The organism is uncultured Comamonas sp., assembly GCF_964277875.1.
Classification (GTDB): Bacteria; Pseudomonadota; Gammaproteobacteria; order Burkholderiales; family Burkholderiaceae_C; genus Comamonas; species Comamonas sediminis.
This window is the reverse complement of the sequence record NZ_CAXYJV010000041.1, coordinates 156,889-170,437: the sequence shown is the minus strand read 5'-3', so window position 1 is coordinate 170,437 and position 13,549 is coordinate 156,889. Positions and strand designations below refer to the sequence as shown.

12 protein-coding genes are annotated in these 13,549 nt (G+C 64.3%); 8 read left to right on the top strand and 4 right to left on the bottom strand.

Annotated elements, in window-relative coordinates:
- The first annotated feature begins 172 nt into the window (after positions 1-172).
- The 7 genes from ACHWUQ_RS16265 (at position 173) to ACHWUQ_RS16235 (ending at position 6,265) form a co-directional block, all read left to right on the top strand.
- A complete protein-coding gene (locus tag ACHWUQ_RS16265) occupies positions 173-1,972 on the top strand; it encodes a nitrite/sulfite reductase (RefSeq protein WP_394681759.1) in 1,800 nt (599 codons plus the stop codon).
- An 18-nt stretch (positions 1,973-1,990) separates the two neighbouring features.
- Positions 1,991-2,392, top strand: a complete 402-nt coding sequence (locus ACHWUQ_RS16260; RefSeq protein ID WP_230776971.1) for a DUF934 domain-containing protein — start codon at positions 1,991-1,993, stop codon at positions 2,390-2,392.
- On the top strand, positions 2,389-3,027 hold the full coding sequence (locus ACHWUQ_RS16255; protein WP_394681758.1) for a phosphoadenosine phosphosulfate reductase family protein: 639 nt from the start codon (positions 2,389-2,391) through the stop codon (positions 3,025-3,027). The genes ACHWUQ_RS16260 and ACHWUQ_RS16255 overlap by 4 nt, the downstream gene beginning before the upstream one ends.
- A 37-nt stretch (positions 3,028-3,064) precedes the next feature.
- Positions 3,065-3,997, top strand: coding sequence for a sulfate adenylyltransferase subunit CysD (gene cysD / locus ACHWUQ_RS16250; RefSeq protein WP_239811866.1), 933 nt, complete (start codon positions 3,065-3,067; stop codon positions 3,995-3,997).
- Positions 3,997-5,358, top strand: a complete 1,362-nt coding sequence (locus tag ACHWUQ_RS16245; protein WP_394681757.1) for a sulfate adenylyltransferase subunit 1 — start codon at positions 3,997-3,999, stop codon at positions 5,356-5,358. Before cysD ends, ACHWUQ_RS16245 begins: the two co-directional genes overlap by 1 nt.
- 117 nt (positions 5,359-5,475) lie before the next feature.
- Entirely contained in the window at positions 5,476-5,805 is a 330-nt protein-coding gene (gene fdxA, locus ACHWUQ_RS16240) for a ferredoxin FdxA (RefSeq protein ID WP_230776950.1), read from the top strand.
- A 109-nt stretch (positions 5,806-5,914) separates the two neighbouring features.
- Complete coding sequence (locus tag ACHWUQ_RS16235; protein WP_394681756.1) at positions 5,915-6,265, top strand: antibiotic biosynthesis monooxygenase family protein; 351 nt, start codon at positions 5,915-5,917, stop codon at positions 6,263-6,265.
- 65 nt (positions 6,266-6,330) lie between these two features.
- On the opposite strand, the gene ACHWUQ_RS16230 is transcribed toward ACHWUQ_RS16235, so the two are convergent.
- Both ACHWUQ_RS16230 and ACHWUQ_RS16225 read right to left on the bottom strand, forming a co-directional pair.
- Complete coding sequence (locus tag ACHWUQ_RS16230) at positions 6,331-6,831, bottom strand: pyridoxamine 5'-phosphate oxidase family protein (protein ID WP_239811863.1); 501 nt, start codon at positions 6,829-6,831, stop codon at positions 6,331-6,333.
- A gap of 239 nt (positions 6,832-7,070) precedes the next feature.
- A complete protein-coding gene (locus ACHWUQ_RS16225) occupies positions 7,071-8,975 on the bottom strand; it encodes a propionate--CoA ligase (protein ID WP_394681755.1) in 1,905 nt (634 codons plus the stop codon).
- Positions 8,976-9,228: 253 nt separating this feature from the next.
- On the opposite strand from ACHWUQ_RS16225, the gene ACHWUQ_RS16220 reads away from it, so the two are divergent.
- Positions 9,229-10,458, top strand: coding sequence for a nucleoside recognition domain-containing protein (locus ACHWUQ_RS16220; RefSeq protein WP_239811861.1), 1,230 nt, complete (start codon positions 9,229-9,231; stop codon positions 10,456-10,458).
- A gap of 60 nt (positions 10,459-10,518) precedes the next feature.
- On the opposite strand, the gene sbcB is transcribed toward ACHWUQ_RS16220, so the two are convergent.
- Positions 10,519-11,976 carry an exodeoxyribonuclease I gene (gene sbcB / locus ACHWUQ_RS16215; protein WP_394681754.1) on the bottom strand — a complete coding sequence of 486 codons (1,458 nt, stop codon included), beginning with the start codon at positions 11,974-11,976 and terminating at the stop codon, positions 10,519-10,521.
- Between the two features lie 53 nt (positions 11,977-12,029).
- Positions 12,030-13,484 carry a cardiolipin synthase gene (gene cls, locus ACHWUQ_RS16210; protein WP_394681753.1) on the bottom strand — a complete coding sequence of 485 codons (1,455 nt, stop codon included), beginning with the start codon at positions 13,482-13,484 and terminating at the stop codon, positions 12,030-12,032.
- Positions 13,485-13,549 lie beyond the last annotated feature (65 nt).

Here is a 13,549-nt window from a genome sequence, read left to right as displayed (position 1 = left end):
ATTTACTCACTAGCATTTGCCATTTTCATATAACTCGATGTCATACAGGACTGAGAAAAATGTAGTTTGAGTTTATATAAAACTTTTCTACAGTACATCGCAACAGCCCAGCTCCGCCGCCATTGGGGCAGCGGGCACACCAGGGCTCGGTAGCTGCAACTTCCGCACCACGATGTACCAATACACCCCTTTTGACCGCCAGTTTGTCCAGGCCCGAGCAGACCAGTTCCGTGACCAGCTCCAACGCTGGGAAACGGGCCGGCTGAGTGAAGAAGAATTCCGCCCGCTGCGTCTGCAAAATGGCTGGTATGTGCAGCGCTACGCACCGATGCTCCGGGTGGCAGTGCCCTATGGCGAAATCAACTCTGCCCAGATCCGCGTGCTGGCCCGCATTGCCCGCGAATACGATGAACCGGACGCCCAGCTGTACCAGGACGCGCTCAAGACCCAGGGCGCCATGGGCACCACCTACCTGCCCACCCACTACGCCCATTTCACCACCCGCACCAATGTGCAGTTCAACTGGATTCCGCTGTCCAAGTCCGCCGATGTGATGGACCTGCTGGCCAGCGTCAACCTGCACGGCATCCAGACCAGCGGCAACTGCATCCGCAACACGACCACCGATGCGCTGGCCGGCGTGGCGGTGGACGAGCTGGTGGACCCCCGTCCCTATGCCGAGGTGCTGCGCCAGTGGACCACCCTGCACCCCGAGTTCGCGTTCCTGCCGCGCAAGTTCAAGATTGCGATCAGCGGCTCTGAAGAAGACCGCGCCGCCACAGGCTGGCACGATGTGGGGCTGCATCTGGTCAAGAACGAGGCTGGTGAAATCGGCTTCAAGGTGTTTGTCGGCGGCGGCATGGGCCGCACGCCGGTGATCGGCACACCCATCCGCGAGTTCCTGCCCTGGAACCAGGTGCTCAACTACATCGAAGCGATCGTGCGCGTCTACAACGAGCGCGGCCGCCGGGACAACAAGTACAAGGCCCGCATCAAGATCCTGGTCAAGGCCGAAGGCCAGACCTACATTGATTCGGTGGAAGAGGAATTCCGCCAGATCGTCGAAGTCGACGGCGGCCCGCACACCATCCCCCAGGCCGAATTCGACCGTGTTGCCGCCTGCTTTGTCGCGCCGGACCTGTCGGCCTACCCGCAGGTGAACGCCACCGAAGCCAAGCACCTGCTGACCGAGCAAGGCGCACGTGAGCCGGCCTTTGGCCGCTGGGTGAGCCGCAATGTGCGCGCCCACCAGAACCCGCAGCTGCGTGCCGTGGTGCTGTCGTTCAAGCGCGTTGGCCAGGCGCCCGGTGATGCCTCGGGCGAGCAGCTCGACGCGCTGGCCCAGTTGGTGGACCAGTTCTCCGCCGGCGAAGCCCGTGTGACCCACGACCAGAACGTGGTGCTGCCCTGGGTGCATGTGAGCCAGCTGCATGACCTGTGGCTGCAGGCCAAGGCCCTGGGCCTGGCCAGCACCAATGTGGACCTGCTGACCGACATGATCGCCTGCCCCGGCGGTGACCTCTGCGCACTGGCCAATGCCCGCAGCCTGCCGATTGCCGCGGCCATCACCGAGCGCTACCAGGACCTGGACGAGCTTGACGACATCGGCGACATCGACCTGCATATCAGCGGCTGCATCAACAGCTGCGGCCACCACCACAGCGGCCATATCGGCATTCTGGGCGTGGACAAGGACGGCAAGGAGTGGTATCAGATCACCGTGGGCGGCTCCGACGGCGCCCTGCTGTCGGGCGCCCCCCAGGCCGGCAAGGTGATCGGCCCCTCGTTCAGCGCCGCCGAAGTGCCGGGTGTGATCGAAGCGGTGTTGTCCACCTACCGCGATCTGCGGAGCAACGGCGAACGCTTTATCGATACGGTGCGCCGTGTCGGCCTGGATCCCTTCAAGGAAGCCGGCAAGTCCGCCCGCCTGCCGGAAGCGGCTGATACGGCTGCAGAAACCACCGAAGCCTGAGCATTGAGAAGAACAACGATGAGCATTCCCAACGATTTCCAGATCCTGGCCGCCGGTGACCACCAGCCCGCTGCCGAAGGCGACCGCAGCGTGCTGCGGCTGGCCAATGATGCCGATGCACTGCAAGTCTCGCTCGATGGCGTGGAGCGCATCGACCTCGACTTTCCCGCCTTCACCGATGGCCGCGCGTTCAGCCAGGCCTACCTGCTGCGCCGCCGCCGGGGCTTCAAGGGCGATATCCGCGCCCATGGCGATGTGTTGATCGACCAGCTGGTGCAGATGCACCGCACCGGTTTCAGCAGTGCGGTGCTGAAAGCAGGCGTGGACGTGGCCGATGCCGCGCGCCAGTTTGAGCGTTTTGCCGGTTTTTACCAAGGCGACGTCGAAGCCAAGCCCCATTTTGACCAGGCCGCCGCATGAGCACGACCACCCTCACCCCCCAAGAACTGGCCCGCGTGAATGCCGAGCTGGGCAACGACGCCGCCGGCTTGGTGCGCTGGGCACTGTCGCTGGGCCAGACCAGCATCGTGACCACCAATTTCCGCCCGTTTGAAGCGGTGATCCTGCACCTGGTCACGCAAGTGCAGCCCGATGTGCCCGTGGTCTGGATGGACAACGGCTACAACACCGAGGCCACCTACCGCTTTGCCGACGAGGTGACGCGCCAGCTCCAGCTGAACCTGCAGATCTACCTGCCACGCCGTTCGCGTGCGCACCGTGAGGCCGTTGAAGGCGCAACGCCCGCGCTGGATGACCCGCGCCACGCCGCCTTCACCGAAGAGGTCAAGCTCGAGCCCTTTGCCCGTGCGCTGCGCGAAACCCAGCCCCAGGTCTGGTTCACCGCGCTGCGCGCGACCGATACCGCCGTGCGTGCGCAGATGGAGGCCGTGAGCCTCAACCCCGATGGCCTCATCAAGGTAGCGCCGCTGCTGCACTGGTCGTCCAAGGATCTCTACGAATACTGCGAAAAACACGGTCTGCCCAACAACTTCGACTATGTGGATCCCACCAAGGGCGAAGACAACCGCGAATGCGGCCTGCACATCGCCCACTGACCGTATGCAGCCCGCCCGACAAGAAAGTCCCTCAGCTATGAACGCCCGTGTCGAAACCGATGTGCTCAACCACCTGAGCAACCAGCACCTGGATGCGCTGGAAGAAGAAACCATCTTTATCCTGCGCGAAGTGGCAGCCGCCTTCGAGCGCCCTGCGCTTCTGTTTTCCGGCGGCAAGGATTCGCTGGTGATGCTCAAATGCGCCGAAAAAGCCTTTGGCGCCGGCCGCATCCCCTACCCGTTGCTGATGATCGACACCGGCCACAATTTCCCCGAGGTGACCGATTTCCGCGATCTGCGCGCCAAGGAACTGGGCGCCGATCTGATCGTGCGCAGCGTCGAAGATTCGATGGCGCGCGGCACCGTGCGCCTGGCCCACCCCGGCGAATCGCGCAATGTGCACCAGTCGGTGACCTTGCTCGAGGCGATCGAGGAGTTCCGCTTTGACGCGCTGATTGGCGGCGCGCGCCGCGACGAGGAAAAGGCCCGCGCCAAGGAACGCATCTTCAGCCACCGCGACAGCTTTGGCCAGTGGCAGCCCAAGGCCCAGCGCCCCGAGCTCTGGACCCTGTTCAACACCCGCCTGGCCCCCGGCGAGCATTTCCGTGTGTTCCCGATCAGCAACTGGACCGAGCTCGATGTCTGGCAGTACATTGCGCGCGAAAACATCGCGCTGCCCAGCCTCTACTACGCCCACCAGCGCGATGTGGTGGAGCGCAAGGGCCTGCTCGTGCCCGTGACGCCGCTGACCCCCGCCCGCGAAGGCGAAACCATTGAAAACCGCACCGTGCGCTTCCGTACCGTTGGCGACATCACCTGCACCTGCCCGGTGAGCAGCGACGCCGCCTCGGCCGACGACATCGTGCTGGAGACCCTGGCTGCCGATGTGAGCGAGCGTGGCGCCACCCGCATGGACGACAAGACCAGCGACGCCTCGATGGAAAAGCGCAAGAAAGACGGATACTTCTGATGACTACCGATACCCTGAGCGCCGTGCGCCCCCCCGCCCACGACAACCAGCGCACCGCATCGGCGCTGCGCTTCATCACCTGCGGATCGGTCGATGATGGCAAGTCCACGTTGATCGGCCGCCTGCTGGTGGACAGCAAATCGGTGCTGCAGGACCAGCTCGCCGGCGTACAGCGCAGTGGCGAGACCGACCTGGCCCTGCTCACCGATGGCTTGTCTGCCGAGCGCGAGCAAGGCATCACCATCGACGTGGCCTACCGCTACTTCGCCACCGAGACGCGCAAGTTCATCATTGGCGATGCACCCGGCCATGAGCAGTACACCCGCAATATGGTGACCGCCGCATCGAGCGCCGACGCCGCCGTCGTGCTGGTGGACGCGACCAAGCTGGACTGGCAGAACCCGCAGCTCGCGCTGCTGCCCCAGACCCGCCGCCACAGCCTGCTGGCCCATCTGCTGCGCGTGCACTCACTGGTGTTTGCGATCAACAAGCTCGACGCCGTCACCGACCCGGCCCTGGCCTTTGCCAATATCCGCAATGCGCTGGCCGCCTTTGCCCAGGCAGCGGGCATCACCGTCGCTGCCACCATCCCGGTCTCGGCCTTGAAGGGCTGGAACGTGGTGACCTCGCATCCCGACTGGGCCGGCTACCAGGGCCCGAGCCTGCTGGAGCTGCTGGAGAAGCTGCCGACCACGCCCGCCGACGGCGGCCAGCCTCTGGCGTTTTCCGTGCAATGGGTCGAGAAGTTCTCCGCGTCGGCCGACACCCACCAGGGCCGCCGCATTTTCTGGGGCCGCGTTGGTACAGGCGATGTGGCAGTGGGTACCGCCGTGCAGATCCTGCCCAGCGGCCAGCGCGCTACCGTCGCCCAGGTTCTGGACCATGTCCGCCAGCCCGTAGCGCGCGGCGCCGGGCAGAGCGCCGGCATTGTGCTCGACCGCGAGGTGGATGTCTCGCGCGGTGACTGGATCATTGCAGCCCCCGCGCCTGCGGTGACCAGCGCTGCCGACGATGACTTTGACACCCCCAGCGAACGGCCCGCCTGGCCCGCAACGCGCGAGATCACCGCCACCATCGCGTGGATGGACAACGAGCCTCTGCTGCCCGGCCGCGTGTACTGGGCGCTGCATGGCCGCCGCTGGATCAAGGCCAAGGTGCGCAAGGTGCTCAACCGTCTGGACATCCACTCGCTGGAGCGCCAGGATGCCGAGCAGCTCGAACCCAATGCCATTGGCCGCGTGGAGATCAGCTTGCAGGAAGCGATTCCGGCGGCTGCCTTTGTGCGCTCGCGTGAATTGGGCTCGCTGATCCTGGTGGACACGGCTTCCAACAGCACGGCTGCTGCGGTGCTGGTGGAATAAAGCAAGCAGTCCCGCAGCTAAAAACCACGTTATTCGGAGGCAGGCTAGGTGCTTGTGCACAAAAACCGTAAAATCCTCCGCTGTTTGTTTGTCTGAATCACTGGCGAAAACCATTCCATGACCCACGTCGTCACCGAAAACTGCATCAAGTGCAAATACACCGATTGTGTGGACGTCTGCCCTGTTGACTGCTTCCGCGAAGGCCCGAACTTCCTGACCATCGATCCGGACGAATGCATCGACTGCGCCGTCTGCATCCCCGAGTGCCCTGCCAACGCCATCTATGCCGAAGAGGATGTGCCCGCAGACCAGCTGGCCTTCATCAAGCTCAATGCCGAACTGGCCTTGGCCGACGGCTGGAAGAGCATCACCAAGCGCAAGGCACCGCTCGAAGGCGCCGACGAGGCCAACGGCCAGCCGGGCAAGCTCAAGGACCTGATCCGCTGAGCCCAGTCCCTATGCAGGAATACCGCGCTTTGATGCCCAGTCCCTGAATCCGCCAAGCCAGCCTCTGGGCTGGCTTTTTTATGCTTCGCGCCCACCCAGAGCTACCGCCATGCACAGTGCCGCCTTTGCCAACACCCCCCAGCCGCCGTACTACGCCGTGATCTTCACCTCGCAGCGTAGCGACACCGAGCACCAGCCCTATGCCGAGATGGCCGATGCCATGGTGGCGCTGGCCGCGCAGCAGCCTGGCTTTCTGGGCGCCGAAAGCACGCGTGGCAGTGACGGCCTGGGCATCACCGTGTCGTACTGGCAAAGTGAAGAAGACATCCGCCGCTGGAAGGCCCAGAGCGACCACCTGATTGCCCAGCGCATCGGTGCCGAGCGCTGGTATGCGCATTACCAGGTGCGGGTGGCGAAGGTGGAACGGTCTTATGGCATGCAGCACGCGAGCGCAGGCTGATGTGACAAGCCCTGCGCCATGGGACATGGCACAGGGCTGGCAGTTGGAGGGTGAGGGCCGGGGATTTACAGCCGGATCTCGCGGTGCTCGCCCATGCCTTCGGGCCGCTCTCCGGTGACTGCCGACTTGGCCATCTTGAACAGCTGCACCAGCTTGTTTTCCTTGACATCCCAGTATTCGGCGAAGTCAACGCGGGCAATTAGAATTTGCAGGTTGGGATCGTTGGGGCCGTCCGGAAACCAGGCCTTGGCCATCGGGCCGTAAAACTTCTCCTTGATCGCCAGATCATCGCTGACCGACGCTTTGGCCGAAATCGACACATAGCTGTCTTTATCGGGGTCTGCGTAAGAGATATTGATATCGCTGGAATGCTGCAGACAGCGCGACAGATCTGAATCCTTGCCGAGCAGGAAATACAGATGCTTGTCCTCATTCATGCCTTCACGGTTGGCTGTCGTCATGGGGCAGGCATGCAGGCTGCCATCCTCATGGCGGTGGGTAATCATCGCAAAGCGAATGTCCTTGATCAGTTCCCACAATTTTTCACGCGGATTTTCTTGGGCCATGGCGAGACTCCTGTCGATTTGGAAAATTTCACTGTATCGATGGGTCTTGGCCGCCGTTGTAAGGCAAATGCCTCCCCGGGGATCGGCGTTTCCATGATCCGTCTGTGAAGGATTCGCACCCCTCCCAGGCTACCGATGGGGGTGATCGCAGTTACGGCAACACGTGCTGACCCGCTGCGCCAAGGCTGCGGTGCCTCTGCGCAGAGCGCCTGGGGGCCTCCACGCAGGCCCGGGTGGCTTCAGCGCTGCGCCGCTGTCATGGCCGCCACCACCTGCTGCAGTGCCGCCGGGTCTTCCATCGTCGACAGATCGCCGGTGTCCCGTTTCTCGGCCACGGCCTGCAGCGCGCGGCGCAGCAGCTTGCCACTGCGGGTCTTGGGCAGGCTGGCCACAAAGTACACCCGCGCCGGCCTGGCCACGGCACCCAGCTGCGTGTCGACATGGTTGCAGACGGATTTCTCCAGCGCATTGCAGGCGGCAAGGTCACCGGCCACCGCATTGCTGCGCGCAACGGCAAAGGCCAGCGCGACCTGGCCTTTGAGCGCATCGGCCACACCCACCACGGCGACCTCGGCAATGTCCGGGTGGCCGGAGATGCTTTCCTCGATCTCGCGCGTGCCCAGGCGGTGGCCGGCAACGTTGATCACGTCATCGGTGCGGCCGAGGATGAAGTAGTAGCCGTCCTTGTCGCGCACGCCCCAGTCAAAGGTGCTGTAGACCAGGCGGCCGGGGATGCTCTTCCAGTAGGTGTTGACGAAGCGCTGGTCGTCGCGCCAGATGGTCATCAGGCAGCCAGGGGGCAAGGGGCCTTCGATGGCGATCACACCCTTTTGCATCGGCTCCTGCAGCTCGGCGCCGGTGTCGCCGTCGATCAGCTTGACGTGGTAGCCAAACACCGCCTTGCCCGGACTGCCAAAGCGCGATGGCTGGGGCTCGACGCCATTGCACAGCGTGAGGATGGGCCAGCCGGTCTCGGTCTGCCAGTAGTTGTCGATGATGGGACGCTGGATGGCACCGCTGATCCAGCTGGCGGTGGGCTCGTCCAGCGGCTCACCGGCCAGCCACAGAGCCTGCAGGCTGCTCAGGTCGTACTTGCGCAGGTACTCCGGATCCTGCTTTTTGAGCACCCGGATGGCGGTGGGCGCCGAGAACATGTGCGTGACCTTGTATTTCTCGACCAGGCTCCACCAGATGCCCGGGTCCGGCCGCACCGGCACGCCTTCATACATGAGGGTGGCCATGCCGCCGATCAGCGGCGCATAGATGATGTAGCTGTGGCCCACCACCCAGCCGATATCGCTGGTGCAGAAAAAGGTCTGGCCGGGCTTGGCATCGAAGATCGCCGGCAGGCTGGCGGCCAGCGCCACCGTGTAGCCGCCGGTGTCGCGCTGCACGCCCTTGGGCTTGCCGGTCGTGCCGCTGGTGTAGAGCGTGTAGCTGGGGTGCGTGGACTCCACCCATTCGCAGGGCACCTGTGCATCGAGATGCCGGGCACGCAAATTGGCCCAAAGGTGGTCCCGGCCCGCCACCAGCTGCATGGGGGCCAGGCCCCGGTCCACCATCAGCACGGCCTGGGGCTGGTGGCTGGCCAGCGCAATGGCCTCGTCCAGCAAGGGTTTGTAGGGCACGACCTTGCCGGCGCGCGATCCTGCATCGGCGCTGATGATGACGGTGGGCTGGGCGTCATCAATGCGCGTGGCCAGTGAGCCCGAGGCAAAGCCGCCAAACACCACCGAATGGATGGCGCCGATGCGCACGCTTGCCAGCATCGCGATGGCGGCCTCGGCAATCATCGGCATATAGATCTGCACGCGGTCGCCTTTTTTGACGCCCAGGGCCTGCAATGCGGCGGCCATGCGCTGCACCTCGCGGTGCAGCTCGGCATAGCTGTAGCTGCGCTCGGTGTTGGTCTCCGTCGATACCGCAATCAGCGCGGCCTGGTCGCCGCGCTCTGCCACATGGCGGTCGATGGCGTTGTGGCAGAGATTGGTCAGGCCACCGGCAAACCAGCGCGCAAACGGCGGGTTGCTGTAGTCACAGATCTGCTGGGGCGGCACCTGCCAGTCGATGCGCTGCGCCTGCTCGGCCCAGAAGGCATCGCGGTCATTGATCGAGCGGTCGTAGAAGTCGGCAAAACGGCTCATCGAAGTCTGTCTCCATCTTTTGTTGTGGAGCCATTATTTCCCTTTGTCTTGCATACCGCTGACAAATGCGCGCCCGGCTGCGCGGCCTACCCTGTGGTTTTCCCGCATACATGCGGGCCGCCCAGAGGGGCTTTTGCGGCACCGGGCGCAGTTTCGGCGCCGGCCGGCCCGGGCGGGCTGCGGCATCGCGCACAATCAGCGGCATGGCGCACCACCCCGGTGCTGTGGCGTGCCGGATGACGAAGGGTGTCCCATGCTCAATGGTTTGTGGCTGGGTTTTTTTGTGGTGGCGGCTTTTGCCGCATTCGCGCAGTGGCTGGTGGGCGGCCATGCCCAGATTTTTGGCGACATGGTGCAGGCGCTGTTCGCGATGGCCAAGCTCTCGGTCGAGGTGATGGTGCTGCTGTTTGGCACGCTCACGCTGTGGCTGGGCTTTTTGAAGATTGCCGAAAAAGCCGGCCTGGTCGATATGCTGGCCCGCTGGCTCGCCCCCCTGTTTGCCCGGCTGATGCCCGAGGTGCCGCGCGGCCACCCTGCGCTGGGCCTGATGACCCTGAACTTTGCCGCCAATGCGCTGGGGCTGGACAACGCTGCCACCCCCATCGGGCTTAAGGCCATGCGTGCGCTGCAGGACATCAACCCCTCGCCCACCTCGGCCAGCAATGCACAGATTCTATTTCTGGTGCTCAATGCCTCGTCGCTGACCTTGCTGCCGGTGACCATCTTCATGTACCGCATGCAGCAAGGCGCGCCCGACCCGACCCTGGTCTTTTTGCCGATCCTGCTGGCCACCTCGGTCTCTACCCTGGTCGGCCTGATCTCAGTGGCCATCGTGCAGCGCCTGCCGCTGTGGCACCCGGTGGTGCTGGCCTATCTGCTGCCGGTAGGCCTGGTGCTGGCTGGCTTCATGGCTTTTTTGGCGACACTGACGTCGACCGCGATGGCGCAGGTTTCATCGCTGCTGGGCAACCTGACCCTGTTTGGCCTGGTGGTGCTGTTTGTGGTGGTGGGGGCGCTGCGCAAGGTCGCTGTGTATGAGAGCTTTATCGAAGGCGCCAAGGAAGGCTTCGACGTGGCCAAAGGGCTGCTGCCCTACCTGGTGGCCATGCTCTGCGCCGTGGGTCTGTTCCGCGCCTCGGGGGCGCTGGGCTATGCGCTCGACGGCATCCGCTGGCTGGTAGACCTGAGCGGCATGGATTCGCGCTTTGTCGATGCGCTGCCTACCGCGCTGGTCAAACCCTTCTCCGGCAGCGCTGCGCGCGCGATGCTGATCGAGACCATGCAAAGCCATGGCGTGGACAGCTTCCCTGCGCTGGCAGCCGCCATCATCCAGGGCAGCACCGAGACCACCTTCTATGTGCTGGCGGTGTACTTTGGCGCCGTCGGCATACAGCGCGCCCGCCATGCGGTGCCCTGCGCGCTGCTGGCCGAGTTCTCGGGCGTGGTGGCTGCGATTGTGGTCTGCTACCAGTTCTTTGGCTGATGCCTGCAGCAGCGGCCTGCACGGGCTGCAGGCGTCTGCTGCTGAGGGATGTAGCTGCCGTCAGGCATCCGGCATGATCGCGTCGGCCCAGTCATAGAGGGTGCCCAGAATCTCTTCGGCGCGCTCATCGGCGGTTTCCTGCAGCTGGTCAATCTCGGCAAACATCTGCTCGGCCGTGCGCGCGCCGCCCCGCCCTTCCTGCAGGAAGGCGATGCGCAGCTCCAGCCAGCGCTGCTGCTCTTCGGGGTTCAGCGAATCGGGGAAGTTGCGCGCGCGGTAGCGGAACAGCAACTCCTGCAGGCGCGCATCATCAAACCCAGGCTTGGCAACGGCCAGCTCCTGCGGGTGCATGCCGGTCAGCTGGGTCAGGCGGCGGCGGTCGGCCTGGCCGATGAAGCCGCCGTACAGATCCTGGTCCACATCCACGTCCTGCAGCGGCGGGCGCTCGAACACGGCGGCCCAGGTGGCGCTCATATCGGGCAGATCGCGGGCAATCGCGGCATGGCGCAGGGCCTGGTCCATGTCGATCTGCCAGCGCTGGGCCTGCTCGGGGCTCAAGGTGCGCAGGCTGCTGACGACCATCGGCGACTTGTTCAGATGCACGGTCTTGATCGGCAGGCGCGTCATGCCTTCGGGCAGATCGGCCGCTGCGCTGAACATGCGCAGGCGCATCTCGTCGACCGACAGCTCTGCGAGGTGGCTCGGGTCCTGCGACAGGTCCCAGGCGATGATCTCGTTCTTGTTGGTCGGGTGCTGGGCCAGCGGCCAGGCCACCGCAATGCAGCCACGCTCGACCCCGTACATGCCCGATACATGCAGAAAGGGCCGGGCCTGTGCAGCGGTGGCCGGCAGGGCCAGCTCCTGCATGACGCGGTCCTTCTTGTGCAGGCCCAGCGCAAAATCGAACAGGCGCGGCTGCAGGCGCTTGATAAGCCGGGCCAGGCCAATGGTGGCGCGCACGTCGCTGAGCGCATCATGCGCCGATGCATGCAGGATGCCGTTGGCGCGGGCCAGGTCTTCGAGCTTGAAGCTGACCGAGCCATCGTCCTTCGTGGGCCACTGGATGCCTTCGGGGCGCAGCGCATGGACCATGCGCACGACATCGAGCAGATCCCAGCGGCCGCAGCCGTTCTGCCATTCGCGGGCATAGGGGTCGCGCAGGTTGCGCCACAGCAGGTAGCGCGTCACCTCGTCATCAAAGCGGATGGTGTTGTAGCCCACACCGATGGTGCCGGGACGGCCCAGCTCGCCCTCCACCACCGCTGCAAACGCGTGCTCGGGCACGCCCTGCTCCAGGCAGTGCTGGGGCGTCAACCCGGTGATCAGGCTGGCTTGGGGGCTGGGCAGGTAGTCGAGCGCAGGCTGGCAGTACAGCATGACCGGCTCGCCAATCTCGTTGAGATCCATGTCCGTGCGGATGCCGGCAAACTGCGCGGGGCGGTCACGGCGCGGCACGGCGCCAAACGTTTCATAGTCATGCCAGAAAAAGCTGGCGGAGGCGGACGGGGAATTCTGCATGCCCGCTAGTATGCCTGCTCTGGTAGCCAGCGCCGAGCAACCTGGGCGCGCAACTACAAGAGCGGTGAGAACAGGCGCGCAATCGAATCGCCCAGCCGCAGCAAAAAGCGCTGCTTGCGGCGCGTGGCCACCTGCTTGGAACGCATCAGATCGGTGTTGAACTGGTCCTGCAGCCGGGCATTGAGCTCCGGCCCGTAGCCAATCGCGCAGACCTCGTAGTTCAGGCGAAAGCTGCGGTTGTCGAAATTGGCGGTACCGATGATGGTCAGGTCGTCATCAACCACCAGGGTCTTGGAGTGCAGCATCCGGGCGCTGTATTCGTAGACCTTGGCGCCGGCGCTGATCAGTTCTTCGTAGTAGGAGCGGGCCGCAGCGGTCACAAAGATCGAATCGGACTTCTCCGGCACCAGCAGCCGCACATCGACGCCGCGCAGTGCGGCGCTGGTCAGCGCATACATCGCGGGCTCGGTCGGCACGAAGTATGGCGTGGTCAACCAGACCCGCACGGTCGCCGACTGGATGGCGGCCACATGGGCGCGGTGGATGGGCTCGGTGGGGTTGTCCGGGCCTGAACTGACCAGCTGCATCGCATGACTGCCATCGGGCATGTCGGGCAGCAGCAAGTCCAGGTTGGCCGGCATGTCCTGGGCAGATTTTTCCAGCGCATAGGCCCAGTCCTCCAAAAACGTCGTCTGCAGCCAGGTGACGATGGGGCCGGCCATGCGCAGGTGCACATCATGGTAGGCATGGGTATTGACGCGGCGGTCCTCTTCGTCGGTGATGTTGACGCCGCCGGTAAAGCCGATCTGGCCATCGACCACCAGGATCTTGCGGTGGCTGCGGAAGTTGATCACCGGCCGCAGGCGCCTGCCGATGCGTGTGGGGTGAAACACCGCAAACTCGCCGCCTGCCGCCAGCAACGGGGCGATGAACTTGCGGTTGACCCGCTTGGAGCCCAGCGCATCGACCAGCATGCGCACCTTGACCCCCGCCTTGGCGCGCTCGACCAGCGCATCGCGCAGGCGTGTGCCGGTCTGGTCAGGCTCAAAAATATAGTATTCGAGGTGCACATGGTGGCGGGCCTGGGCGACATCCTCCAGAATGCGGTCAAACGTGGCTGCGCCGCCGCTGAGCAGCTCCACGCTCTCGGCCGAGGTGATCGGGAAACCGCAGGTGGCTTCGACCAGCTTGACCATCTCGCGCAACTTGGTCGGCGCCTCGGGCTGGCCATCGCGGATGCGGCGCGTGGTCTCGCGCACATGGTTCTTGTTGCGGGCGCGCAGGCGTTTGATGCGCTGGCGCTTCATGCGCTGCGGACCGATGAAGTAGTAAACGATCAGCCCCACCACCGGCAGCGAACCCATGGACAGCAACCAGCCCAAGGTAGCCACGGGCGCGCGGCGCTGCATCAGAATCCAGATACCCACTACGCCGAGATAGATCGGCCAGATCACGGACAGCAACGCGACAATGTTTTCTTTGGTCAGATACTGAGATAACGACGCCACAGCACCGCGCTCCTGTTGATGGGACCGCTCAGTGTAGCCTGCCCCCGTGACGAACAGACGCAATA

Excerpts from the sequence above, each read along its gene's own strand:
- ACHWUQ_RS16265 (WP_394681759.1), top strand. The coding sequence starts at position 173 with ATGTACCAATACACCCCTTTTGACCGCCAGTTTGTCCAGGCCCGAGCA.
- ACHWUQ_RS16260 (WP_230776971.1), top strand. The coding sequence starts at position 1,991 with ATGAGCATTCCCAACGATTTCCAGATCCTGGCCGCCGGTGACCACCAG.
- ACHWUQ_RS16255 (WP_394681758.1), top strand. The coding sequence starts at position 2,389 with ATGAGCACGACCACCCTCACCCCCCAAGAACTGGCCCGCGTGAATGCC.
- cysD (WP_239811866.1), top strand. The coding sequence starts at position 3,065 with ATGAACGCCCGTGTCGAAACCGATGTGCTCAACCACCTGAGCAACCAG.
- ACHWUQ_RS16245 (WP_394681757.1), top strand. The coding sequence starts at position 3,997 with ATGACTACCGATACCCTGAGCGCCGTGCGCCCCCCCGCCCACGACAAC.
- fdxA (WP_230776950.1), top strand. The coding sequence starts at position 5,476 with ATGACCCACGTCGTCACCGAAAACTGCATCAAGTGCAAATACACCGAT.
- ACHWUQ_RS16235 (WP_394681756.1), top strand. The coding sequence starts at position 5,915 with ATGCACAGTGCCGCCTTTGCCAACACCCCCCAGCCGCCGTACTACGCC.
- ACHWUQ_RS16230 (WP_239811863.1), bottom strand. The coding sequence starts at position 6,831 with ATGGCCCAAGAAAATCCGCGTGAAAAATTGTGGGAACTGATCAAGGAC.
- ACHWUQ_RS16225 (WP_394681755.1), bottom strand. The coding sequence starts at position 8,975 with ATGAGCCGTTTTGCCGACTTCTACGACCGCTCGATCAATGACCGCGAT.
- ACHWUQ_RS16220 (WP_239811861.1), top strand. The coding sequence starts at position 9,229 with ATGCTCAATGGTTTGTGGCTGGGTTTTTTTGTGGTGGCGGCTTTTGCC.
- sbcB (WP_394681754.1), bottom strand. The coding sequence starts at position 11,976 with ATGCAGAATTCCCCGTCCGCCTCCGCCAGCTTTTTCTGGCATGACTAT.